This is a genomic window from Cupriavidus sp. 05N38 (genome assembly GCF_056397345.1).
Map to the genome: position 1 here is coordinate 133306 of NZ_JBFTNF010000001.1, position 23443 is coordinate 156748.

At 68.6% G+C, this 23443-nt stretch carries 20 protein-coding genes; 10 read left to right on the forward strand and 10 right to left on the reverse strand.

Annotated elements, in window-relative coordinates; genetic code table 11:
- Positions 1–109 precede the first annotated feature (109 nt).
- The 4 genes from AC1DK4_RS00570 to AC1DK4_RS00585 all read right to left on the reverse strand — a co-directional run bounded on the left by AC1DK4_RS00570 (position 110) and on the right by AC1DK4_RS00585 (position 6371).
- Entirely contained in the window at positions 110–2299 is a 2190-nt protein-coding gene (locus AC1DK4_RS00570; protein ID WP_441614972.1) for a PQQ-dependent dehydrogenase, methanol/ethanol family, read from the reverse strand.
- 218 nt (positions 2300–2517) lie between these two features.
- Entirely contained in the window at positions 2518–4008 is a 1491-nt protein-coding gene (styD, locus tag AC1DK4_RS00575; RefSeq protein ID WP_441614974.1) for a phenylacetaldehyde dehydrogenase StyD, read from the reverse strand.
- Between the two features lie 138 nt (positions 4009–4146).
- Entirely contained in the window at positions 4147–5169 is a 1023-nt protein-coding gene (locus AC1DK4_RS00580; protein ID WP_441614976.1) for a helix-turn-helix domain-containing protein, read from the reverse strand.
- A 146-nt stretch (positions 5170–5315) separates the two neighbouring features.
- Complete coding sequence (locus AC1DK4_RS00585) at positions 5316–6371, reverse strand: class I SAM-dependent methyltransferase (RefSeq protein ID WP_441614978.1); 1056 nt, start codon at positions 6369–6371, stop codon at positions 5316–5318.
- 215 nt (positions 6372–6586) lie between these two features.
- Here AC1DK4_RS00585 and AC1DK4_RS00590 point away from each other — a divergent pair, with 215 nt between their 5' ends.
- The 3 genes from AC1DK4_RS00590 to AC1DK4_RS00600 all read left to right on the forward strand — a co-directional run bounded on the left by AC1DK4_RS00590 (position 6587) and on the right by AC1DK4_RS00600 (position 10619).
- Entirely contained in the window at positions 6587–9850 is a 3264-nt protein-coding gene (locus AC1DK4_RS00590; RefSeq protein ID WP_441614980.1) for an ATP-binding protein, read from the forward strand.
- A 42-nt stretch (positions 9851–9892) separates the two neighbouring features.
- Positions 9893–10141, forward strand: a complete 249-nt coding sequence (locus AC1DK4_RS00595) for a nickel-binding protein (protein WP_441614982.1) — start codon at positions 9893–9895, stop codon at positions 10139–10141.
- A gap of 274 nt (positions 10142–10415) precedes the next feature.
- Positions 10416–10619 carry a hypothetical protein gene (locus tag AC1DK4_RS00600; RefSeq protein WP_441614984.1) on the forward strand — a complete coding sequence of 68 codons (204 nt, stop codon included), beginning with the start codon at positions 10416–10418 and terminating at the stop codon, positions 10617–10619.
- 148 nt (positions 10620–10767) lie between these two features.
- Here AC1DK4_RS00600 and AC1DK4_RS00605 read toward each other — a convergent pair whose 3' ends face one another.
- Positions 10768–11682 (reverse strand): LysR family transcriptional regulator, encoded by a 915-nt coding sequence (locus AC1DK4_RS00605; protein ID WP_441614986.1) that lies wholly within the window; start codon positions 11680–11682, stop codon positions 10768–10770.
- Positions 11683–11759: 77 nt separating this feature from the next.
- Entirely contained in the window at positions 11760–12533 is a 774-nt protein-coding gene (gene surE / locus AC1DK4_RS00610) for a 5'/3'-nucleotidase SurE (protein WP_441614988.1), read from the reverse strand.
- Between the two features lie 210 nt (positions 12534–12743).
- Between surE and AC1DK4_RS00615 the strand changes: the two genes are divergently transcribed.
- Both AC1DK4_RS00615 and AC1DK4_RS00620 read left to right on the forward strand, forming a co-directional pair.
- The gene (locus tag AC1DK4_RS00615) at positions 12744–13688 is read left to right on the forward strand and encodes a DMT family transporter (RefSeq protein WP_441614990.1); all 945 of its coding nucleotides are present in this window, start codon (positions 12744–12746) and stop codon (positions 13686–13688) included.
- Complete coding sequence (locus AC1DK4_RS00620) at positions 13672–14466, forward strand: helix-turn-helix transcriptional regulator (protein WP_441614992.1); 795 nt, start codon at positions 13672–13674, stop codon at positions 14464–14466. Before AC1DK4_RS00615 ends, AC1DK4_RS00620 begins: the two co-directional genes overlap by 17 nt.
- 25 nt (positions 14467–14491) lie before the next feature.
- Here AC1DK4_RS00620 and AC1DK4_RS00625 read toward each other — a convergent pair whose 3' ends face one another.
- Entirely contained in the window at positions 14492–14638 is a 147-nt protein-coding gene (locus tag AC1DK4_RS00625; RefSeq protein ID WP_441614994.1) for a hypothetical protein, read from the reverse strand.
- A gap of 190 nt (positions 14639–14828) precedes the next feature.
- Between AC1DK4_RS00625 and AC1DK4_RS00630 the strand changes: the two genes are divergently transcribed.
- Entirely contained in the window at positions 14829–16208 is a 1380-nt protein-coding gene (locus tag AC1DK4_RS00630; protein ID WP_441614996.1) for an amino acid permease, read from the forward strand.
- Positions 16209–16429: 221 nt separating this feature from the next.
- On the opposite strand, the gene AC1DK4_RS00635 is transcribed toward AC1DK4_RS00630, so the two are convergent.
- Entirely contained in the window at positions 16430–16717 is a 288-nt protein-coding gene (locus tag AC1DK4_RS00635; protein WP_441614998.1) for a hypothetical protein, read from the reverse strand.
- A gap of 364 nt (positions 16718–17081) precedes the next feature.
- Here AC1DK4_RS00635 and AC1DK4_RS00640 point away from each other — a divergent pair, with 364 nt between their 5' ends.
- On the forward strand, positions 17082–18050 hold the full coding sequence (locus AC1DK4_RS00640; protein ID WP_477131359.1) for a ferritin-like domain-containing protein: 969 nt from the start codon (positions 17082–17084) through the stop codon (positions 18048–18050).
- 42 nt (positions 18051–18092) lie between these two features.
- Positions 18093–19232: a glycosyltransferase gene (locus AC1DK4_RS00645; RefSeq protein ID WP_477131360.1), complete on the forward strand. Its 1140-nt coding sequence runs from the start codon at positions 18093–18095 to the stop codon at positions 19230–19232.
- 30 nt (positions 19233–19262) lie between these two features.
- Here AC1DK4_RS00645 and hpnA read toward each other — a convergent pair whose 3' ends face one another.
- A complete protein-coding gene (gene hpnA, locus AC1DK4_RS00650; RefSeq protein WP_441615004.1) occupies positions 19263–20264 on the reverse strand; it encodes a hopanoid-associated sugar epimerase in 1002 nt (333 codons plus the stop codon).
- 158 nt (positions 20265–20422) lie between these two features.
- On the opposite strand from hpnA, the gene ispH reads away from it, so the two are divergent.
- Both ispH and hpnH read left to right on the forward strand, forming a co-directional pair.
- Entirely contained in the window at positions 20423–21427 is a 1005-nt protein-coding gene (ispH, locus tag AC1DK4_RS00655; protein ID WP_477131361.1) for a 4-hydroxy-3-methylbut-2-enyl diphosphate reductase, read from the forward strand.
- Between the two features lie 32 nt (positions 21428–21459).
- A complete protein-coding gene (gene hpnH, locus AC1DK4_RS00660; protein ID WP_441615007.1) occupies positions 21460–22623 on the forward strand; it encodes an adenosyl-hopene transferase HpnH in 1164 nt (387 codons plus the stop codon).
- A 77-nt stretch (positions 22624–22700) separates the two neighbouring features.
- Here the strand turns inward: hpnH and AC1DK4_RS00665 are convergent, their stop codons facing one another.
- Positions 22701–23339 (reverse strand): MlaC/ttg2D family ABC transporter substrate-binding protein, encoded by a 639-nt coding sequence (locus tag AC1DK4_RS00665; protein ID WP_441615009.1) that lies wholly within the window; start codon positions 23337–23339, stop codon positions 22701–22703.
- Positions 23340–23443: the final 104 nt, after the last annotated feature.

Below are 23443 nucleotides of genomic sequence, written 5' to 3' on the forward strand. Positions count from 1 at the left end.
TGCCGCCCTGCGCGCCGCGCGCCCCGTCACCAACCATGTGCCCGCCCTGCGTTCGTTGATCGGATCCCTTGCCGCCGTTGCCGCATTCCGCCAGGGGTCGCGCAGCGTCTCATTTGGGCCGGATCGCGTCGGCGGTGCCCTGGATGAACGCCTTGATCTTCTCGACGTCCTCCATGCTCAGCTTGCCGGTGAAATCCGGCATGCCGCGCGCCATGGCGGGCCCCTTGAAGACGAATTTGTCCAGATTTTGAATATAGGCGGTGTTCATATAGCCCAGGTTGGGAATATTGCCGCCGCGGTCCACCCCCGGCACGCCGTGGCACAGCACGCAGTTGCTGACGTAGAGCGCGGTGCCGGCGGCGACACTGGCGTGATCGTACTTCACGCCCGACAGCAACTGGTCCGCGCGGTACTGCGCAAAGGCCGGCAGCGGCGCCTTGCCGCCTATCGCGAAGGTGTACACCGTGCCCGGCCCCTGGCGGTCCGTGGCGCGCTGCGCCTGGCCGTACACGCCGCCCCAGCCCACCGCGACGGACACGTACTGCTTGCCGTCCACCATATAGCTGACCGGCGCCGCGATCACGCCGGTGCCGGTGGGCGACTCCCACAGCTTCGCGCCGCTGGTGGCGTCGTAGGCGATGAAGCGCCCGTCCGCCGTGCCCTGGAACACCAGGTTGCCCGCCGTGGTGAGCGTGCCGCCATTCCACGGCGAGACCTGYTCCTGGGTCCAKACSGCCTTCTGCTGCACCGGATCCCACGCGATCAGGCGGCCGAAGGGCTTGCTGGCGGGCGGTTCGGCATTGAGGATCTTGGCCGTGTTCCAGCCCACGTTGCCGTGCGGCTGGCCGGGCTGGCCGCCGTTGAAGGTCCAGTTCTTGTCGTCCATCAGGTTCAGCGGCACATGCTGCGCCGGCAGGTAGACCAGGCCGGTCTGCGGATTGAACGACATCGGGTGCCAGTTGTGCGCGCCGTAAGGGCCGGGGATGGCGTCGTAGGGCTTGTCGCCCTGGCGCGCGGCCGGCAACTCGACCGGGCGTCCGTTCTGGTCGTAGCCGCTGGCCCAGTTCACGTCGACGAAGTTCCTGGCCGAGATGAACTTGCCGTCGGTGCGGTCGATGACGAAGAAGAAGCCGTTCTTGGGCGCGTGCAGGATGACCTTGCGCGCCTGCCCGCCGATATTCAGGTCGGCCAGGATCATCTGCTGGGTGGAGGTGTAGTCCCAGTTGTCGCCCGGCGTTTCCTGGTAGTGCCAGACGTATTTGCCGGTATCCGGATCGAGCGCGACGATGGACGCCAGGTACAGGTTGTCGCCACCCGACGGGCTGCGCTTGCTGCGCGACCACGGCGAGCCGTTGCCGGTGCCGACGTACATGAGATTGAGTTCCGGGTCGAAGGCCAGCGTGTCCCACGCGGTGCCGCCGCCGCCAGCCTCCCACCATTTGCCGGCCGGGTCCCAGGTCTTGGCGGCCTGCGCCATCGATTCGTCCTCGAACGGCTTCGACGGGTCGCCGGGCACCGTGAACCAGCGCCACTTCTGCTCGCCGGTGCCGGCATCGTAGGCGGTGATATAGCCGCGCACGCCGTATTCGGCGCCGCCGTTGCCGATGATGACCTTGCCCTTGAACACACGCGGCGCGCCGGTGATGGTGTAGGAATGCTTGCGGTCGATGATGGTGTCCTTCTCCCACACCTTGCGGCCGTTCGACGCGTCCAGCGCGATCAGCCGGCCGTCATAGGCGGCGACGAACACCTTGCCCTGGTAGAGCGCCACCCCGCGGTTGACCACATCGCAGCAACCGCGGTAGCCGAGCGAGCGGTCGACCTTGGGATCGAAGCTCCAGAGCCGCTTGCCGCTACGCGTGTCGACCGCATGCACCACGCTCCACGAGGCGGTGACGTACATGATGCCATCCACCACCAGCGGCGTGGCCTCGACCCCGCGCGTGGATTCGAGGTTGTAGGACCAGACCAGCCCGAGCCCCTTGACGTTGTCGGCATTGATCTGGGAGAGCCGGCTGAAGCGGGTCTCGGCGTAATCCAGGCCATAGCTGGGCCAGTCCGGCGTCCTGGCTGCGTTGGCCTCGATAAAGGCGCCGTCGATGCTGCGGGTGACGGCGCGGATATGGTCGGGCGTGGCCGTCCGGGCCGCGGGCTTGCCCTGCGCGGCGGCCGGCGCGGCCATCGTCACGGCCGCGGCAGCCGCCAGCAGCACGCTCGCGGCGCGCCGATGGCGTGACAGAACGCGCGGCAGAACGCGCGACAGAATGCATGACAGAACCCGCATGGATTCGTGGCTCATCGTGTCTCCTCTCTCTTGTGCTTTTTTGCTTATTCTTCGGGGGGATGCGAAAGGCGCTGCCGGGGCCGCGGGCCGGCAGCATGGCGGACCTCCTCCGCCACGCTGCCGCATGCAGCAGGCCTAAGCATGTGCGTACCGCGCACCTTTTAAATACCCGGGATTACCCGCAGGGCGTCGGCCCGGTCGCCCGGCAAAGGCCGGGTGCGCGGCGGCGCCCCTCAGTAGGCCATGCAGACCGACTTGAGCTCGGTATAGGACTCGATGGCCGAGTAGCCATGCTCGCGGCCCACGCCAGACGCCTTGTAGCCGCCGAACGGCATATTGGGGTCGACGATGTTGTGCGTGTTGACCCAGACCGTGCCGGCATCGAGCCCGTCCACCAGGCGCTGCACGGCGCGCAGGTCGTTGCTCCAGATGCTGGCGCCGAGACCGTACTCCGAGCGGTTGGCCTCGGCCAGGACAGCCTGCGGATCGTCGAACGGCATGGCCACCACGACCGGCCCGAACACTTCTTCGCGCACCAGCGTCAGGTCCTTGCAGGCCGCGTTGGCCACCACCGTGGGCCGCACGAAATAGCCTGGACGGTCCGGCGCGGTGCCGCCCGCGATGATCTCCGCGCCTTCGCTGCGCCCCGTGCCGATCAGGCCCATGACCTTGTCGCGCTGGCGCGCCGACACCAGCGGCCCCATCTGGCTGGCCGGATCGAGCCCGGAGCCCAGCACCGTGGCGTTGGCCACCTTGCCCAGCCCTTCGACCACCTGCTCGTAGTGGCGGCGCGCCACGTAGAGGCGCGAGCCGGCCGTGCACACCTGCCCCTGGTTGAGGAAGATGGCGGCGGCCGCGCCGGCGATGGCGTTTGCCGGATCGCAATCGTCCAGCACGATGACCGGGCTCTTGCCGCCCAGCTCCAGCGATACACGGCGGATATCCTGGCCGCAGCGCGCCCCGATCAGGCGGCCTACCTCGGTGGAGCCGGTGAAGGTGATCTTGTTCACGCCGGGATGCCCGACCAGCGCCGCGCCGGTCGAGCCGTCTCCGGTGACCACATTGAACACGCCCGCCGGGAATCCCGCCTCGAGCGCCAGCTCGGCCAGCCGCAGCGCAGTCAGCGGCGTCTCCTCGGCCGGCTTGAGCACCACCGTGCAGCCGCACGCCAGCGCCGGCGCGATCTTCCACACCGCCATCAGCAGCGGGAAATTCCACGGCACGATGGCGCCCACCACGCCCACCGGCGTGCGCCGCGTCGAAGCGCTATAGCGCGTACCCGGCGGGAACGGCACCGAGATATCGAGCGTGCTGCCTTCGATCTTGGTGGCCCACCCCGCCATATAGCGCAGCCATTGCGCGCTGCCTGCCACCTCCAGCCCTTGGGCGAAGGCCAGCAGCTTGCCGTTGTTGAGCGTCTCCAGCCGCGCCAGTTCGTCGGCGTGCAGTTCCACCAGGTCGGCGAGCTTGAGCAGCAGCCGCTCGCGCTGGGCCGGCACCATGGCGCGCCAGGCGCCGCCCGCAAAGGCACGCGCGGCGGCGGCCACGGCGGCATCGATATCTGCCGCGCCACCCGCCGGCACGCGTGCGATCGCCTCGCCCGTGGCGGGATCGAACACGGCGAAGGTCTCGCCCGAGGCGGCCTGGCGCCATTCGCCGTCGATCAGCATGGCATTGCGGATGGCCTGATCCAGGTTGTTGCGGGCTTCCTTGGGTGCATTCATCTTCGTCTCCGGTGGATGTCGGCTTGCGCCTTGTTGTGGAGAACGAAGTTAGCATCGCGCCTTGGGGCGTGGCTTGTCTGGCCGTGCACAATGCTTGCCGATGCGTGCAAGCGCGCGTGAAGCAGGGAATGGCGCGGATCAGTGCGGCAGCGCAACACGGGCGGGCCGGGCGGCGCCCGCATGCCGCTGCCGCCATTGCGAGGGGCTCATGCCAAAGCGCTCGTGGAACACGCGGCTGAAATGCGCGGCATCGGCAAAGCCGAGCGCGAAGGCGATCTCGGTGATGCTGCGCCCCGCCTCGCCGGACAGGCGCTGCGCGGCCTGTCGCAGCCGGCGCGACAAGATGTAGGCATGGGGCGTCAGGCCGGCCTCGCGGAACAGGTTGTACAGCGTGCGGCGCGAAACGTTGAGCACCGAGGCCAGCCGCTGCACCGAGAGCTCGGGATCATGCAGGTGGGCATCGATGAACTCGGCCAGGCGGTGCAGGCGCCCCTCGCCCAGGTGGCTCGCCATGGCGGCGCCGGCCGCATCGCCGGCGGCCGGCCGGGCCGCCGCATGCACGCCCTGCAGCGCGGTTTCCATCAGCGATACCACCGAATCCTGCAGCACGGTCTGGCCCTGGTGATCCAGCAGGTGGCCGGCACAGGTGTCATGGAGCAGCGCGCCCAGCGCCGATACCGCGATGCGCGCCGCCCCTTCGCCCGGCAAGGCCTGGCCTCCCAGGCTCGCGGCTGCGTCGCGCCAGCCGAAAGCGCGCTCCTGCGGCACCAGCAACACCAGCACGCGGCTGCGCTCACCCATTTCGATGCTGTAGGGCTGCGCGGTATCGTAGATCGACCACATGCCCGCGCCGAGCGCAGCCTCGTTGCCGCGCTGCGCCACGCGGCTGTGCCCGTTCAGTTGCCAGAAGATCTTGAAGAAGCCGGCATCCGATGCCGCCGCGTGGCGCGGCTCGCGCGCCACGCGATGCGCGTCGACCTCCAGGTCCGCCACCGCGCAGGCGCCGAAGCGCGCATAGCTGAAGCTGCAATGAAAACGTCCGCTGCCCTGGCGCGAATATTCCAGCGGCAGGAAGCTGGTGTCGATCGCCTGGCGCCATTGCTCGAAGCTCAGGCCATTCATGCGGGACGAGATCTGCGGCAGGCATTGCACGGCTGGCATCGGGCATCTCCAGGGACCGGGGCTGCCGGCGGCGGTGAAACCGTCGTGCCGGCAGGGCCGAAAGCGGATCACAAGCCTAATGGAAAGCCGGTAGGCAGACAATGGGAACAATTACCCGGCCGAAGGCCCGCACGGCTTCGCCTGCGCTAGGGGCGCGCCTCGTAGATCAGGTTGAACGGCGTTTCCGTGGCCCGCCGGAAATGCCGGAAGCCGCCGCGCGTCACCACCTCGCGGATGCGCTGCTCGCCCGCCTGCGCGCCAAGGCACATCGCGCCTTCCTGCGCGCGCGAAGCCGGCGTGCAGATGAAGGTGGACGCCGAATAGAAGATGCGCCCCACGGGATTGAGGTTCTCCTCGAGCCGGTCCTGCGCGAACGGCTCCACGATCATCCAGGTGCCATCGGGCTTGAGGCTGTTCCACACATGGTGCGAGGCGCCCACGGGGTCGCCCATGTCGTGCAGGCAGTCGAACATCGCCGCCAGGTCGTAGCCGCTGCCGGGGAAGTCCTTGGCGCTGGCCACCTCGAACGTGACCCGGTCCGCCACGCCGGCGCGCTGCGCGGCTTCGCCGGCATAGCGGATCGAGGGCTCGTGGTAATCGAAACCGTGGAAGGTGGAGTTGGGATAGGCCTGCGCCAGGATGATGGTGGACGCGCCGTGCCCGCAGCCGATGTCGGCCACGCTGGCGCCCGCTTCCAGGCGCGCGCCCACGCCCTCCAGCGCCGGGATCCAGTCGGTCACCAGGTGCGCGGCGTAGCCGGGCCGGAAAAAGCGCTCGGTGCCGTGGAACAGCGCGGCGTCATGCTCGTGCCAGCCGAGGCCGGCGCCGGAGCGGAATGCCTCGATGATCCTGGGAATGGCCTTGAACTGCGCCACGGCGATTTCGAACGCGCCCGGGATGAAGGCCGGCCCGCCTTCCACGGTCAGCGCGAAGGCCTGCTCCTCGCTCAGGTGGAACTGCCCGGTGGCCGGATCGTATTCCACGAAGCCGCTGGCGGCCTGGGCCGACAGCCACTCGCGCACGTAGCGCGCATCGGTGCCGGTATCGTGCGCCAGCTCCTGCGCGCTCAGCGCCTTGCCGGCCAGCGCCTTGTACAGCCCGAGCTTGTCCCCGACCACGATGGTCGCGGCGTGCATCACGGCGCCGAGATCGTGCACGAAGTTGCCCATGAATGCGTTCAGCTTGCTTTCGTCGAGTGCCATGGCGGACTCCTTGATGGCGGGTGGGAGGAGACGGGGCGACCGCGGGGCGGCCACGGGCCGCTGGCGGTGGCACTACCCGTGTGCTACTTTTTCTGGGAGCGCTGCCGGTGCGGCGCGGCATCGCGGTGCCGCAGGCCCGCTGGCGCGCCCTACCGCATCCAATATCGGCCGGCATCGTTGGAATCACGGTTGGAATCACGGCAGGAGGCAGCAGCGTGAGGGCCACCGATCTCGCTTCAGCGCAGACCATCGCCGGCCTGGAAATCCGCCTGCTGGGTGATGTATGCGTGACCCGCCAGGGCGCCCCGCTGACACTGCCCGCCTCCCGGCGCACCCGCGCCCTGCTTGGCTACCTGGTGGCCGAGGGCACTGCCCAATCGCGGCAGGTCTTGTGCGACTTGCTCTGGGAAGGCCCCGACGACCCGCGCGCCGCCTTGCGCTGGAGCCTCACCAAGCTTCGTCCGCTGGTGGACCAGGCGGGCGTGTCTGGCGCGGGCGGCATCACCAGGCTGGTTGCCGACCGCGAGCGCGTGGCCTTTGCCGCGCACGGTGCGGCGATCGACATCGCGCGCGTCGACGTGCTGCTTGCCGCGGGGCCGCAGACAACATCGCTTGCCGCACTGGAGGAAGCAGCCGCCCTGCTGAAGGGCGAATTCCTCGCCGGCCTGGACCTGGCCAACTGCTATCGCTTCTATCACTGGTGCACGGCGCGGCGCGAGCGCTACGACGCCCTGCGCCGGGCCGTGCTCGCCGAGCTGGTTGCACGCCTGCACGCCACGCCTGCCCTGGCCCTGCCCTACGGCCGGGCCATGGTGGCCGCCGATCCGCTCACCGAATCCGCGCACGCCACGCTGGTCGCCCTGCTGGCAGCGGCCGGGCGCTACCCGGATGCCGAGCAGCACTACACCTATGCGCGCGACATGTTGCGGCGCGAGCTGTCAGCGCCGGCCGGCGGACCGCTCGATGCAGCCATCCACCATGCGCGCCGCGAAATGCACGCCCTGGGCGCATCGGGCACCGACGCGCAGGCTGCCGAGCTGGCCGGGCTGGCCGACGCCCCTGTCGCTGCACGGCCCGATCCGCAGCCCGATCCGGAGCCCGACCCGCAGTCAATGCCTTTGACAGGACGGCAGTCCGAATGCCGGGCCATCGCGCGCCTTGTCGCCGGCGGCGCGGACAGGCAGGCGCTCTTGCTCTTTCTCGGGGAACCAGGCCTCGGCAAGACCCGGCTGCTCGACCACTTCGCCGCCAGCGCCGCGGCTGCCGGCCTGCGCGTGCTCCGCGGCCGCTGCTACGAGGCCGAGATGGTGCGGCCCTACGGGCTCTGGCTCGATACCCTGCGTGGCATCGGCGCCGACGATGTGCCGGCCGCCGCGCAGCTCGCGGCGCCGCTGCTGGCGACCGGCGCGGGCAACCCTGCCAGCATGGCCGGCACCGTCCGCGAAGGCAGCCGCGAGCAGCTGTTCGGTGCCGCAGCCAGCCTGCTGCAAGCGCTCGCCGCCGCGCAGCCGCTCGCGCTGGCGCTGGATGACCTGCACTGGCTCGACGAGGGCTCCGCGGCCCTGCTGCACTTCCTGTGCCGCACGCTCGCGCCCGGCGCACGCATGATCTTTGCCGGCGCCGCGCGCTCGGGCGAGATCGACGACAATCCGTGGGCCAAGGGCATGCTCCATTCGCTTGCCCGCGAGGCACGCCTGCTGCGCATGCCGCTGGCACCGCTGGAAGCGCCCGATGTCGCGGCCCTGCTCGGCCCGGCAGGCGCCGCGATGGATCCCCTGGCGGTCGCGCGCGACAGCGGCGGCAATCCGCTGTTCGTCATCGAGCTCGCCCGCGCGCGCCAGCCGGCGCGCGACGATGCCGGCGACGGCCGCCTGCCGCGCCGCACGCTCGACACACTGATCGCAGAGCGCCTGGACGCGCTCGATCCCGTTGCGCACGAGCTGCTCACGCGTGCCTCCGCGCTCGGGCGCGAAGTGCGGCCAAGGCTGCTGGCGGATATCTCGGGTGTGCCGCTCGCCCAGATGCTCGACAGCCTCTCGCAGCTGGAGCGGCGCGGCCTGCTCAAGCCCACCGGCGAAGGCCATTTCGACTTTAGCCACGATGTGGTGCGCCAGGCAGCCTACCGCGCCATCTCCCCGCCGCGCCGCCGCGAAATCCATCGCCTGATCGCGCAGCAACTGGCCGCGGCCTGCGCGGACGACCCCCGCCTGCATGGCGAGCTGGCCCACCACGCCAGCCTTGCCGGCGATGCGCCGCTGGCCGCGCAGGCCTGCCTGGCGGCGGGCCAGCATTGCCTGTGCGTGTATGCCAACGACGAGGCCGCGGCGGTGGCCGAACGCGGCCTCGCGCAGCTCGGACAGCTGCCGCCGGGCGCCGCCCGCGTGCGCCTGGCCATCGGACTGCTGAAGCTGCGGGCCGTGGCCGCCACGGCAGCCGGTGCACGGCGGCTGCCCGCGCTGTGCGGCGCGCTGGAAGACGCCATCGGCGCCGCGCAGGCCCTGTCGCTGCACGAGGAGGCCGCGGCGGGCCTGCATATCCTCTCGTGGCTGTACCAGCAACGCAACGACACCGGGGGGGCCCGCCAGTGCACGCTGGAGGCCGAGCGCATGACGCGCAAGGCCGATGCCGCCACGCGCTGCCAGCAGCTCGCCAACACGGCCCGCTGCCTGCTCGAAGTGGAAGCCGACCTGCCGCGCGCGCGCGCCATGCTGGCCGAGGCCGACCCGCTCGCCGACACGCTCGACCTCCAGGTGACGGAACTGATGTGGGGCCACGGCCTGCTGGCCCGCGTGGACGGTGACCTGGCAGCCGCGCATGGGCACGTCGCTTGCGCCGTTGCGCTCTCCCGGCAGCGCCAGGATCACTGGCGCGAGTACGAATGCCTGGTCTGGCTGGCCACCATTGCCTTCGAGCTCGGCCGCTTCGATGACGTCACGGCGTGCTGCGCCGAGATCGGGCGGGCCGCCCAGCGCATGCGCACGCCGGGTGCGGCGGATGGCTCGCCGGCACCCGAATGCGACGAGGCCGACGCGCCGTTCGCCCGCGCGCTCGGCGCGCTGGCCGCGCTGCGGCCCGGCACGGATGGTGAGCAAGAACGGGCAGAGGCCGCGGGCGTGCTGGCGGCATCGCACGCGGCGCTGCGTGCGATGGACGACAAGGCACACCTGGCCTACGCACTCAACGCAGCAGCGGCAATCGCGCTCGGACAGGGCCAGCGGGACGCGGCCCACGCCTGTGCAAGCGAGGCGCTGGAAGCTGCCCGCGCCGTGCGCAGGCTGACCGAGATGGCGGTCGCCACGGCCTGCCTGGCGCAGCTGGCCGCCGCGGCCGGCGATGCGGCAGGCGCGGCGGCGCTGCTGGGCGAGCTGCGCTGGTTGCTGACCGGGCACCGCTGCAGCGCGCGCGCCGCGGCGGCGCTGGATCGTGCCCTTCAGGCATGCCGAGCCATTCCAACGCTCGCGCCAACGCTGGGACACTAGCCTAGAGGCATGGATGTTTTCACCACGGCAAGGAGTCCCGCCATGTCACGCATCATCGTTGAACGCAGCTTTGCCACGCCCCAGTCCGATGAGGACATGAAGATCGTGGCCGACCGCGAGCGCCCGTGCCTCGCGCTCTACAACGTCACCTGGAAACGCAGCCTGATCGCCTCCGACCGCAAGCGCATGGTCTGCGAGTACGAAGCCGCGGACGCCGAGACGGTACGCAAGATCCAGCACGAGGCCGCGGCCAGCTTCGACCGCGTATGGGTTGGCGACGTGGTGGAGTGAGCGGCGCCACGCTGTCGCCGCGCAACGCACACAATGCGCAAAACCTGTCTGCCGGCGGCCAACAGCTTGCTGGCGGCAGGCCGCTCCTGGCGCACAACGTGGTGCTTTTTCCCCACCACCGCCTCCGGCACGAGAAATGCGTAATGGTGCAGGAGCGCCGCTTCTGACAACCGTGCCCCACGGAGAAAACAGACAGGCAAGCGGCTATTGACGAACGGGATGCGCGCCGATGGGTCCGGCTCCCGCGCCCCCGATGACCGCCTGAAGGTTAGCCATGCAAAAACTGTCGCTACTTACACTGTGCCTGCTTGCCGTCCTGGCTGGCATGACCATGTTCATCTGCCTGTCGGGTGCGTTCACCGTGCGCGACACCGAATACGGGAGCGGCACCGCCATACTCTGCTATTTCGGCGAGACCGGATCGCACGACGCGTCCTTGTGGCGCGACCTCGGAGCCGGGCGCGCGGCAAGCCAGTGAAACAGACAATGCCGGGCGCGCGAGCGGCCCGGCGATCCCCTCGCAGCGTCGCTTCCCGTCGTCGAATCGCGCCCCATTTACATCACGTTGCGATATATATCGCGCCACTGCGAACCGCCCGCCACGGAGCGCGGATGCGACGGGAAAGCTAGCCCGGGAAAGGGTACTCCGTGTCGAACGCCGCAAATCGGACCTGCAGGAACTCGATCAGGCGTCGCTGCCGGTAGGATGGAAACCGGCTCTGCAGGAACACCAGCTGCAGGGGAATGCTGTCTTCGTACCAGCCGGGAAACAGCAGCACCAGGCGCCCGGTGCTCACGTCGGCGGCCACATCGAACCAGTTCTTGAACGCGATGCCGTGGCCCGCCAGCGCCCAGTCGCGCACCACGGCGCCGTCGTCGCTGGTGCGCCGCCCGCTCGCTTCGACTTCGAGCCGCGCCTGCCGCGACCGGAACGGCCAGCGCATGCGCGACTGCCCGCCGGGCGCCAGGCACAGCATCTGGTGCTGCGCCAGCGCTTCGGGCGAAGCCGGGGTGCCATGCGCGGCCAGATAGGCCGGCGCGGCCACCGCCACGCGACGCGTAAGCGCAAGCTGGCGTCGCACCAGGCCGGAATCCTCCAGCCATCCCACCCGCACCGCCAGGTCGACGTTGCTGCGATACAGGTCGGCCAGCGTGTCGCCCACCGACAGCTCCAGCGAAAGCTGCGGGTGCGCCAGCAGGAAATCGTCCAGCCAGCCGCGCAGCAAGGTGCGTCCGAGGTCGGCCGGCGCCGACAGCCGCAGCGCACCGGCCAGTTCCTCGCGCTGCTCCGCCAGCGCGCCCTCGCCCTCCTCGAGGGCCGCCAGCGCCTTGCGCGCCGCCTCCAGGAACACCCGCCCCTCCTCGGTCAGCCGCATGCGGCGGGTGGTCCGCGCGAACAGCCGCGCGCTCAGGCGGTGCTCCAGGCGGATCAGCGCCGCGCTCGCGGTGGCGGCCGTACGCCCGAGCTCGCGCGCCGCGGCCGAGAGGTTTTCAAGCTCGGCGGTGCGGACGAAGAGCTTGAGGTCGTCGAGTGAGTACATTCAAAGCTGGATTGATAAGGGCATGCAGAATTGCCACATTATCAAACCAAAGCCGATCCTGCACCACGCGCCTTGCCTCAGGCCAGGCGCCCCACCAGCCCCTGCGCCGCCTCGTCATCGGTGCGCTCGAAGCGCAGCGGCGTCACCGAAATCCCGCCCCGGCCGATCACCACGGCTTCGCTGTCCTGCGTGTCGGGCCGCGGCGCGCGCGAGAATTGCAGCCAGTGGTAGGGAATGCCGCGCGGGTCGACATGCGCCCGCACGGCGATGTCCTTGACCAGGCCAAGGCCCTGCCGCGTGACGGTGAGCGGGCCGGCGGCATCGGGATCGACGTCGGGGAAGTTGACGTTCAGGCAGGCCTGGTCGCTCCAGCCGGCGGCGAGCAGGCGGCGGATGACGTCCGGGGCCAGGGCGCGGGCGGTTTCCCAGCGCACGGCGTTGCGGTCGGTGAAAGCCTGGCTCAGCGCGATGGACGGAATGCCCAGCAGGATGCCGGTCATGGCGGCGCCCACGGTGCCGGAGAACACGGTCTCGAGGCCAAGGTTGGCGCCGCGATTGATGCCGGAGAGGACCAGGCTGGGCGGGGCGTCGGCCATCAGGTGGCGCGCGGCCATGACCACGCAGTCGCCCGGCGTGCCGCTGACGCCGAAGCGGCGCTCGCCTTGCTGGCTGAAGCGCAGCGGCGCGTGCAGGCTGATCGAATGGGAAGTGCCGCTCTGGTCGTGCTCGGGCGCGACGACCCAGACTTCGCGCGCCAGCGTGGCGGCCACGGCTTCTAGCACGGCCAGGCCGGGGGCATCGATGCCATCGTCATTGGTGAGGAGGACGCGATCCAGCAGGGGTTCGGACATGGGCGGAGGAAAAATGGGCAAGGGTGAAAGGCGTGGCGGCAATGCCGCCGGCGAAAATCCAGCGGCAACTATAAACCCAGGCCGCGCCGGCCGGCTCGCCGGTGAGCGAAGGCCTTTGGCCACGATTGCCGGATTTGCCAAGACGGCGCGGCGGCGGGCCCACTAAGCTGCGCGCGTCGTTGTCCTTGCGCGCCTCGCCGCGCCGATGCCATGTCGCCCTCCCGCTTCCCCCTGTCCTCTTCCTGGCTGTCCTCTTCCTGGCTGTCCAGCCTCGGCTTTGTGCTGATCTGGTCGACCGGCTTCATCGTGGGCCGGGCCATCGTGCCGGTGGCGCAACCCAGCCTGTTCCTGCTGGCCCGCTTCGGCCTGGCGGCGCTGATGTTCGCGATTGTCGCGCTGGCCGGCGGCGCGCGCTGGCCGGCACTGCGCGACGTCCCGAAACACCTGCTGGCGGGCGCGCTGCTGCACGGCAGCTATCTGTGCGGCGGCTATTGGGCCATCGCGCACGGGCTTGCGCCTTCGGCGATGGCCTTGCTCGGGGCCTTGCAGCCGCTGCTGACGGCGCTGCTGGCGATCCCGCTGCTGGGCGAGTTCCCGTCGCGCCAGGGCTGGGGCGGCCTTGCGCTGGGTTCGCTCGGCGTAGTATTGGTGGTGGCTCCCGCCACCCTGGCCAGCGCGCCGAGCCCGGTCTCGCCCTGGGTGGTGCTGGTGGCCTTGCTTTCCATCCTTTCCATCACCATGGGCACCATCCTGCAGAAGACCTCGATTGCCACGGCCGACCTGCGCGCCAGTTCGGCGTGGCAAAACGTGGGCGGCGCCCTGGTGGCCGGCGCGCTGGCCTGGCTGCTCGGGGAGACGCACTGGCAGCCCGGCCTGGCCCTGTGGTCGGCGCTGGGCTGGGCGGCGCTGGTGCTTTCCGGCGCCGGCACCTATCTCCTGCTGCGCATCGTCCGGCGCGGCCAGGCGGCGACCGCCGCCTCGCTGATGTTCCTGGCGCCGCCGCTGGCCGCGCTGCAGGCGTGGCTGCTGTTCGGCGACAGGCTTGGCGCCCTGCAGTTGCTGGGGCTCGCCGTGGCCGGGCTCGGGGTGTGGCTTTGCCAGACCAGCCAGCGCGCCGCGCCGCGCGGAAGTACCGGCCATGCCACCGCGCGATAAAGCCGCCGCACCCTCGCTGGCAGGCCCGGCGCCGCTGGTGGAGACCCGTATCTACGAGCCGGAGCCAGACTGGCATCGGCATGGCTACGCCCAGGTCCTGTTCGGCCTGGACGGCGCCAGCGAGCTGGAGATCGATGGCCACCTGCACCGGCTCGATCGCGGCAGCGGGCTGATCGTCCCCGCTGGCGAGCGCCATGACTTCCTCGGCCTGCCGGACAACCGCCAGCTGGTGCTGGACGTGCCGCCGGGCTCGCTGGCGCTGCCCGCGGCGCTGACCGGGCACGCCCGGGCCTTTGCCGTCGCCGATAGCTGGGCCGAGCGCGTGCGGCGCATTGCCGCCCTGCCGCAAGCCCCGGGTCGAAGCACATCCCGCCAATATCACTGGCAGCTGGCCACCGTGCTTGCGGGCGACCTGGCGCAAGGCCTGGGCGTGCCGGGACGCGGCCAGTTCGCCCCCTTTCCCGTGGCGCAGATCGACGCCTACCTGCGCCGGCATCTCGACGCGCCACTGGGCGCCGGCCAGCTTGCGGCCCATTTCGGCTGGAGCGTGCGGCGCTTCCACACCCTGTTCTGCGAAGCCTTCGGCGACACGCCGCACCGTTACCAGACCCGCCTGCGGCTGGACCACGCCACGCACCTGCTTGCCGACCACAGCCAGGGCCTGGCAGACATCGCGCTGATGCTCGGCTTTCCCGACCAGACCACCTTCACGCGCCGCTTTACCCAGCGTTTCGGCATGCCGCCGGGCGCATGGCGCAGCGCCGGCGCGCGCGCATAGCGCATCACGCACATCGCATAAGCGCCTAAAAAGGCACCTCCAAACCATCGTCGCAGGATTTATTACTGCTTGATGCCAAAATTTCACAAACAAATACTGATCGATTGTCTTTAATCTGCTCGCCACTTCCGCTCAACAGCACCGCATCACTGCATTGACTGATCGCAGGCACGGAATCTCCAGACAGGCAATTGCGTAGTTTGCATGGTTGACGGCAGGACATGCCTACCCGGCATGGCCCTGTCATTTGCGGTGCCGGGCGGGCGCGCATCACCTGCGCGACCCGTCCGGCGGAAGTCTGGAAGCAACCGGCCCGCCCTTACCCAGGGCGGCGCCGGACGATTACCGACCGGAGACAATCAATGAGTGAAAAAGCAGAAGCACTGCACCGCGGCCTGGGCGAACGCCAGATCAGGCTGATGGCGCTGGGCTCGGCCATCGGCGTCGGCCTGTTCCTGGGCTCGGCCAACGCCATCAAGATGGCGGGACCGGCCATCATGCTGGCCTATATCATCGGCGGCGCCATGATTTTCCTGATCATGCGCGCGCTTGGCGAGATGGCCGTGCACAACCCGGTGGCAGGCTCCTTCTGCCGCTACGCGCAGGACTACATGGGGCCGCTCGCCGGCTACCTGACCGGCTGGAACTACTGGTTCCTGTGGCTGGTGACCTGCATCGCCGAAATCACGGCCGTGGCCATCTACATGGGCATCTGGTTCCCCGACGTGCCGCGCTGGATCTGGGCGCTGGCCGCGCTGGCCTCGATGGGCTCGGTCAACCTGCTGGCGGTCAAGGCCTACGGCGAGTTCGAGTTCTGGTTCGCCATGATCAAGATCGTGACCATCGTGCTGATGCTGATCGGCGGCACCGGCATGATCGTGGCCGGCTTCGGCAACGGCGGCGTGGCCGTGGGCCTCTCCAACCTGTGGCAGCACGGCGGCTTCATGCCCAATGGCGCCACCGGCGTGCTGATGTCCCTGCAGATGGTGATGTTCGCGTACCTCGGCGTGGAAATGATCGGCCTGACCGCCGGCGAGGCCAGGAACCCGCAGAAGTCGATTCCCGGCGCGATCAACTCCGTGTTCTGGCGCATCCTGATCTTCTACGTGGGCGCGCTGTTCGTGATCCTCGCCATCTACCCGTGGAACGAACTCGGCACGCAGGGCAGCCCCTTCGTGATGACCTTCGAGCGCCTGGGCATCAAGACCGCCGCCGGCATCATCAACTTCGTGGTGCTGACCGCCGCGCTGTCGTCGTGCAACGGCGGCATCTTCAGCACCGGCCGCATGCTCTACAACCTCGCCCAGCAAGGCCAGGCGCCGCGCGCCTTCGCCGTGGTGGACCGCAATGGCGTGCCGCGCCGCGCACTGCTGGTGTCGATCGCCGCCCTGCTGTGCGGCGTGCTGCTGAACTACCTGGTGCCGGAAAAGGTGTTCGTGTGGGTGACCTCGATCTCCACCTTCGGCGCCATCTGGACCTGGGCGGTGATCCTGGTCACGCAGATGAACTTTCGCCGGGGCCTGTCGGCGGCCGAACGCGGCAAGCTTGCCTTCCGCATGCCGTTCTGGCCCTATGGCTCGTGGATCGCGCTGGCCTTCCTCGGCCTCGTGGTGGCGCTGATGGCCTACTTCCCCGACACGCGCATCGCGCTGTACATCGGCCCGGCATGGCTGGTGCTACTCACGGTGCTGTACTACCGCCTGGGCATGCAGTCCCGCGAGCCGGTGCAATACCAGGCCTGAGCGTTGCGCCGGCGGCGCCTCGCGGCCACGCGGCGTGAGGCTGTGCTGGCGTGATTCAGCAGCAAGACGCCCCTGCCGATCGAAAGATCGCAGGGGCGTCTTGATTTCCGGCCGTGGCCTGCCAGTTCCCTGGCGTGAATTCCTAAACCCGGTGAATAAGGATAAAGGCAGGATTAACGTCTTCGCCTGAATCGCCTGTCTGCGCGTCCGATACGCATAAGCTAGCTCCTTGAAAAAATCCACTGGCCGATTTGCAGCCGGACCTGCTTGCTGTCGCGGCAATTGGACTGCAGGAAGGCGATCACCGCGTCGAGCTGGCGCCATCGCCGGATGCTGCCGCGCACGGTGCCCAGCATATAAATGTGCCCGCCCAGCAGGAACTGCACCCGCCAGAAGCCGTCGCCCTGGCTTGTCACGATCGCGTCGTAGTCGCACTTCAGCACCTGGGTGAGCCGTCCAAGGTCCGTGATGGTGATTCGGCTCGCTTCCTCCGTATCCAGCAGATCCATGATTTCTCCGACTTCGTTATCCTTCGATTTTCGAAATCGACGCCGTATCGGTACTTTTGTTGATAGCGCCGCTAAAACCCAAGGCAATTTGAGACCAGTCGAGGCGGCGGGTTACTAGGTTATTTCGCAAAGCTGTGTGAGAAATATCCCAAATACATGTCTGCCCCAAACGCATCCCGCGACTGGCGACGCAATCGATGGGCCTTGCCGGCTCGCCGGCGCCGGCGGGCATGCCCAAGCGCCGCCGGCGCACCGGGAACCCGCTCCCCGGCTGGCATGCGCGCCCTCTGATGCCTCTCACGCACACGCGGGGGCCCRGGCCACGCTAGAATGACCGCGAATCATCAATTGCCAGGGGAGCCGGATGTCTGACGCGCTTGCCGCACCCAGCAGAACCGACGCATCCGGTGCAGAGGCCCGGGCAACTGCCGTCGCAGCCACCATCGCGAAAGCCGCGGTCGATCAAGCGGACTACGACATGCGCAACTGGACCGATCCCGAGCCCGGACCGGTCCGCATCGGGTCGCAGCAGCACTTGCGCATGTTCTGCAATATGCTGCTGCAGACGCATAACCCCTACAAACCCGCCGTGATCGACTGGCCCCGGCTCGATCCCGATGCCCTGCACCGCGTCACCTCCCTGCCGATCTGGGATATCGCCGTGCAGACCGAAGGCCGTGCGTCGGTGCGCGTCAAGGCGTTTGCCGATACCGTGGCCGATCCGCTGCTGCGCAGTGCGCTGGAGATGGATAGCAGCGAAGAGGCGCGCCACAAGGTGGTGTTATCGCGGCTGGTGGAGGCGTACGGCATTGCGCTGGAACCGGAGCCGGAGTACCTGCCGCCGGCCRACCTGGAATGGGGCTGGCTCGCCACCGGCTACAGCGAGTGCATCGACAGTTTTTTCGCCTTCGGCCTGTTTGCCGCCGCCAGGAAATCGGGATTCTTCCCCGCCGAACTGGTGGAAACCTTTGAGCCGGTCATCCAGGAAGAAGGCCGCCATATCCTGTTCTTCATCAACTGGGCGGCCTGGTACCGCCGCAGCCTGCCCTGGTGGCGACGCCCCCTGTACATGCTCAAGGTGCTGCGGGTATGGCTGTTCCTGATCAAGGAGCGCATCGGCATGGCCCGCAGCATCGAGGCCGACGGCTCGGCCAAGGACGCCAATTTCCCGATGAACAGTTCGGCCGCGCTGGGCAATACCATGTCCGCGCGCGAGATGATCGAACTCTGCCTGAGCGAGAACGAAAAACGCATGGCAGGCTATGATCCCCGCCTGCTGCGTCCCGAGACGGTGCCCAGACTGGCCCGGCTCGCGCGGCGATGGCTGCGCTAAGCGCGGCTTAATTCACTTATATCCCCTCCGGAGTGCTTTGAGATGTTCTTGTTGTCCCTGATCCCGCTCGCCATCTGGTGCGTGCTGCTGGCCGGCCGCGGCGGCTTCTGGCGCGTGCGCAAGCCCGCCCCCGCGCCCGCGCCGGCGCGGTGGCCGGAGGTCGTCGCCATCATTCCCGCCCGCAACGAGGCGACGGTGATCGGCGGGGCCGTGGCCAGCGCACTGGGCCAGGACTATCCCGCGCGGCTGCATCTGGTGGTGGTGGACGATCACAGCACCGACGGTACCGCGGACAAGGCGCGCAGCGCGGCCGCGGCGCTGGGCAAGGCGGATTCCCTGAGCGTCATCACGGCGCGGGATCTGCCGGCGGGCTGGAGCGGCAAGGTCTGGGCCCAGTCGCAAGGGCTGGAAGCAGCCGATGCGCTGGCACCGGGCGCGGCCTGGGTGTGGCTGACCGATGCCGACATCCATCATGGCGCCGGTGTGCTGAAGCAGCTGGTGGCCCGCGCGGAACACGAGCAGCGCGACCTGGTATCGCTGATGGTGCGGCTGCGCTGTGCCTCGTGGTGGGAGCGCATGATCGTGCCGGCTTTTGTCTTCTTCTTCGCCAAGTTGTACCCCTTCGCCCATGTCAACGACAAGCGCAGCCGGGTGGCGGCCGCCGCGGGCGGCTGCATGCTGGCGCGGCGCACGGCACTGGCCCGCATCGGCGGGTTCGAGGCGATCCGCGGGGAACTGATCGACGACTGCAGCCTCGCGGCGTGCATCAAGCAAGGCGGTTCGATCCGCCTGGACCTGGCCGACGACAGCGTTTCGGTGYGTCCCTACGACGACTGGCGCAGCCTGTGGGACATGATCACCCGCAGCGCCTACACGCAGCTGCGCTACTCGCCGCTGCTGCTTGCCGGCGCGGTGGCCGGCATGGCGCTGACCTACCTGGCGCCGCCCGTGCTGGCGCTGGCGGGCGGAGCGCGCCTGTGGCCGGCCTGGGCGGCCTGGCTGGCGATGTCGCTGGCCTACGCGCCGATGCTGCGCGAATACCGCCAGCCGCCGTGGCTGGCGCCGCTGCTGCCGCTGACCGCGCTGTTCTACCTGGGCGCGACCGTCGACTCCGCGCGCCGCTACTGGCTGCGCAAGGGCGGCCAGTGGAAAGGCCGCTCGCAGGCGCCGCAGCGCGGCTGAGCGCCAGGCCGGGACCTGCCCGGCCCGGGCTCAGCGCAGGTAGCCTGCGCCGCGGAACCACTCCAGTGCCTCGCGCAGCGCTTCCTGGTAGGGCCTGGCCTGGTAGCCAAGCACCCGGCGCGCCTTTTCCGAGCTGAAGAACATCTGGTATTTCGACATGGACAGGCCGTCGGCCGTCAGGAACGGCTCCTTGCCGGTCACGCGGGCCACCGCTTCGGCCGCGTAGGCCAGCGGATAGAGCGGCCAGCGCGGCAGCTTGATGGTGGGCGGGCGCCGACCCGTCATGGCAGCGAGGTCGGCCAGCATCTGCTGCAGGGTGACGTCCTGCCCGCCCAGGATGTAGCGCTCGCCGGTGACGCCGCGGTCCAGCGCGAGCATGTGGCCTGCGGCCACGTCGTCCACATGGACCAGGTTGAGGCCGGTATCGACGAAGGCCGGGATCTTGCCGCTGGCTGCCTCGACGATGATGCGGCCGGTCGGCGTGGGCCGCACGTCGCGCGGACCGATCGGCGTGGAGGGATTGACGATCACCGCAGGCAGCCCGTCGCGGGCCACCATGCGCTCCACCACGCGCTCGGCCAGCACCTTGCTGCGCTTGTAAGCGCCAATGGCTTCGTGGCCGCCCATCGGCGCATCTTCGGCGACCGGCGCCGTGGCGCCCGCGACACGCAGGGTCGCCACGCTGCTGGTGTAGACGATGCGCTCCACCCCGCAGGTCTGCGCGGCGCCCATCACGGCCTCGGTGCCGGCCACGTTGGTGCGGACGATTTCCTCGGGATCCGGCGCCCACAAGCGATAATCGGCCGCCACATGGAACAGGTAGCGCACGCCCCTGAGCGCTGCCTCCATCGCGCGCGCGTCGCGCATGTCGCCTTCCGCGATCTCCACGGGCAACCCGTCAAGGTTGCGCCGCGGGCTTTGGGCGCGTACCATCGCGCGCACCCGGAAGCCGCGCGCCAGAGCCTGTCGTGCCACCGCCGATCCGAGAAAGCCGGAGGCGCCGGTTACCAGCACATAGTCTCCTGACGTCATATTACTCACGGAAAAAAACCTCAAAGTGTTGCTGGCGAAAGCCAGGTGCCGGGCAAAGGTTGCGGCACGGGTATATAGTAACCACCGTATGACGGGAAAGTGATTCCGGAATATCAACTAATGCTGAACCCGTTGACTGGGTCGGGGGGCCTATCTTTATGCAGGTGATTCTTGCTCAACCCCGTGGCTTCTGTGCCGGTGTAGTGCGCGCGATCGAGATTGTAGACCGCGCATTGCTCAAGCACGGTGCCCCGGTGTTCGTGCGACATGAAATCGTGCACAACAAGCACGTTGTAGAAGGACTGAGGCGCAAAGGCGCGCGCTTCGTCGAAGAACTGGACGAAGTGCCTAGCGGCGCCGTCACCATTTTCAGCGCGCATGGCGTATCCAAGGACGTCGAGGCCGACGCACGCACCCGCSAGYTGCACTCGATCGACGCGACCTGCCCGCTSGTGATCAAGGTMCAYACSCAGGGGCGCCAGTACGCCGCCAGCGGCCGCACCGTGATCCTGATCGGCCATGCCGGCCACCCTGAAGTCGAAGGCACCATGGGCCAGATCCCGGGCAAGGTGATCCTGGTGCAGAGCGAGGCAGAAGTCGCCGAGCTGGAGCTGCCGGAAGACACCCCGGTCGCCTATGTGACGCAGACCACGCTCAGCGTGGACGACACACGTAATATCATTGCCGCGCTGACCCGCCGCTTCGCCAATCTGGTGGGGCCGGATACGCGCGACATTTGCTATGCAACGCAAAACCGCCAGAGCGCGGTGCGCGAACTCTCCAAACAGGTGGAACTGATCCTCGTGATCGGCGCCACCAATAGCTCCAACTCCAACCGGCTGCGCGAAATCGGCACGGAAAGCGGCGTGCCCAGCTATCTGATCGCCGATGGCAGCGAGCTGAACCCCGAATGGGTGCGCGGCGTCGAAGTCGTCGGCATCACCGCTGGCGCCTCCGCCCCCGAGGAGATGGTCATGGACGTGATCGCCACGCTGCGCCGCCTGGGTCCGGTGGAAGTCTCCACCATGGACGGCCGCGAGGAACACGCTGAATTCCGGCTGCCCGCCGAACTGGCCGACCCGCCCGCGCGCAAGCGCACGGCTGCCAGCAAGGCCACCCCCGAGGCCGCGCCGCAGCCGGACCCGCAAACCGCCGCCGGGTAATGCCCGGCCGCCCCCATATAAGAAGGAAGTAAATGGCCATTCCCTTTCTGCAAGTCGCCCGCGTGGGCGCCTACGTCGTCAAGCAGCATCTGTCCGGCAACAAGCGCTACCCCCTGGCGCTGATGCTCGAGCCCCTGTTCCGATGCAACCTGGCGTGCAACGGCTGCGGCAAGATCGACTATCCGGACGAAATCCTGAACCAGCGCCTGTCCGTGGCGGAATGCCTGGGCGCCGTCGACGAATGCGGCGCGCCGGTGGTGTCCATCGCCGGCGGCGAGCCGCTGCTGCACCGTGACATGCCGGAGATCGTGCGGGGCATCATCGCCCGCAAGCGCTTCGTCTACCTGTGCACCAACGCGCTGCTGATGGAAAAGAAGCTGGACCAGTACGAGCCCAACCCCTACTTCGTGTGGTCGGTCCACCTGGACGGCGACCGCGACATGCACGACCACGCAGTCAGCCAGGAAGGCGTCTACGACCGCGCCGTGGCGGCGATCCGCGCGGCCAAGGCGCGCGGCTTCCGGGTCAACATCAACTGCACGCTGTTCAACAACGCCGAGCCGGAAAAGGTCGCGAAGTTCTTCGACTCGGTCAAGGAAATCGGCGTGGATGGCATCACCGTGTCGCCGGGCTATGCCTACGAGCGCGCGCCGGACCAGCAGCACTTCCTGAACCGCGGCAAGACCAAGCAGCTGTTCCGCGACATCCTGCAGCGCGGCCAGAACGGCAAGAAATGGGCATTCAGYCAGTCCACGCTGTTCCTGGACTTCCTGGCCGGCAACCAGACCTATCACTGCACGCCCTGGGGCAACCCGGCGCGCACGGTGTTCGGCTGGCAACGTCCGTGCTACCTGCTGGGCGAAGGTTATGTGAAGACCTTCAAGGAATTGATGGACACCACCGACTGGGACGCCTACGGCACCGGCAACTACGAAAAGTGCGCCGACTGCATGGTACACAGCGGCTTCGAAGCCACCGCCGTGGCCGACACCATCTCCCATCCGCTCAAGGCGCTGGGCGTGTCCCTGCGCGGCGTGCGTACCTCGGGCCCGATGGCCCCGGATATCCCGCTGGACAAGCAGCGCCCCGCCGACTACGTGTTCTCGAAGCACGTCGAGATCAAGCTCGAAGAGATCGGCCGCTCCAAGGCCAAGGCAGCCAACGACGCCGCCACGCGCAAGGCGGCCGCCCACTAAGCACCCGGGACGCTCCCCGACGGGAGCGCCGCGCCGCGGTACCTTGCGTACCGCCCGGCGCGGCTGCCGGCGGGCGCTCAGGCGTCCGCGGTCCGGCGTGCGTTGTGGTTGACGAGGTACTTGAGCAGCCCGTCGATGCCGTTGCGCGCCACGATGTCGGCGAACTGGCGGCGGTACACCTCGATCAGCCAGGCCCCCATCATGTTGATGTCATAGATCTTCCAGCCGTTGCCGCTGCGCTGCAGACGGTAGTCGATCTGCATATCGTCGCCGTTGTTCTGCACCCGCGTCTCCACCACCACATCGGTGGCATTGGCCGCGGCCAGGACCGGCTTGTAGCTGAATTTCACCTTCTGCTCGCGCAACTGTGACAGCGATACCGCATAGCTGCGCACCAGCAGGGTCTGGAACTGCTCGTAGAGTTGCTTCTGCTGCTCGGGCGTGGCATTGCGCCAGGCGCTGCCCACCGCCAGCCGGGTGGTACGCTCGAAGTCGGCGTAGGGCAGGAACTGGCGCTCCACCACGGCCGTGATCTTGGCCAGGTCGCCGCTGCGCGTATCCGGGCTGGACTGGATCGTGCTGATCACGCCCTCGACCGCGGCCCGCACCAGGCGGTCCGGCGAGGACTTGTCCACCGATTGCGCCTGCGCGGCCGATACCATGGCCACCGCCGCGAGCGGAACCAGGGCCTGGAAAGCAATACCGTGTGTCTTCATGCGAATTTAGACCTGAAAATGCCGGTCGGGTCGACCGTCGGACGGGTCCGGCGGCTTTGCCAAGGAAACCAGACATGGAGAGTGCCGCAGCGCGCCTCAGCGCC

Excerpts from the sequence above, each read along its gene's own strand:
- styD (WP_441614974.1), bottom strand. The coding sequence starts at position 4,008 with ATGAATGCACCCAAGGAAGCCCGCAACAACCTGGATCAGGCCATCCGC.
- AC1DK4_RS00580 (WP_441614976.1), bottom strand. The coding sequence starts at position 5,169 with ATGCCAGCCGTGCAATGCCTGCCGCAGATCTCGTCCCGCATGAATGGC.
- AC1DK4_RS00585 (WP_441614978.1), bottom strand. The coding sequence starts at position 6,371 with ATGGCACTCGACGAAAGCAAGCTGAACGCATTCATGGGCAACTTCGTG.
- AC1DK4_RS00595 (WP_441614982.1), top strand. The coding sequence starts at position 9,893 with ATGTCACGCATCATCGTTGAACGCAGCTTTGCCACGCCCCAGTCCGAT.
- AC1DK4_RS00600 (WP_441614984.1), top strand. The coding sequence starts at position 10,416 with ATGCAAAAACTGTCGCTACTTACACTGTGCCTGCTTGCCGTCCTGGCT.
- AC1DK4_RS00605 (WP_441614986.1), bottom strand. The coding sequence starts at position 11,682 with ATGTACTCACTCGACGACCTCAAGCTCTTCGTCCGCACCGCCGAGCTT.
- surE (WP_441614988.1), bottom strand. The coding sequence starts at position 12,533 with ATGTCCGAACCCCTGCTGGATCGCGTCCTCCTCACCAATGACGATGGC.
- AC1DK4_RS00615 (WP_441614990.1), top strand. The coding sequence starts at position 12,744 with ATGTCGCCCTCCCGCTTCCCCCTGTCCTCTTCCTGGCTGTCCTCTTCC.
- AC1DK4_RS00620 (WP_441614992.1), top strand. The coding sequence starts at position 13,672 with ATGCCACCGCGCGATAAAGCCGCCGCACCCTCGCTGGCAGGCCCGGCG.
- AC1DK4_RS00630 (WP_441614996.1), top strand. The coding sequence starts at position 14,829 with ATGAGTGAAAAAGCAGAAGCACTGCACCGCGGCCTGGGCGAACGCCAG.
- AC1DK4_RS00635 (WP_441614998.1), bottom strand. The coding sequence starts at position 16,717 with ATGGATCTGCTGGATACGGAGGAAGCGAGCCGAATCACCATCACGGAC.
- hpnA (WP_441615004.1), bottom strand. The coding sequence starts at position 20,264 with ATGACGTCAGGAGACTATGTGCTGGTAACCGGCGCCTCCGGCTTTCTC.
- AC1DK4_RS00665 (WP_441615009.1), bottom strand. The coding sequence starts at position 23,339 with ATGAAGACACACGGTATTGCTTTCCAGGCCCTGGTTCCGCTCGCGGCG.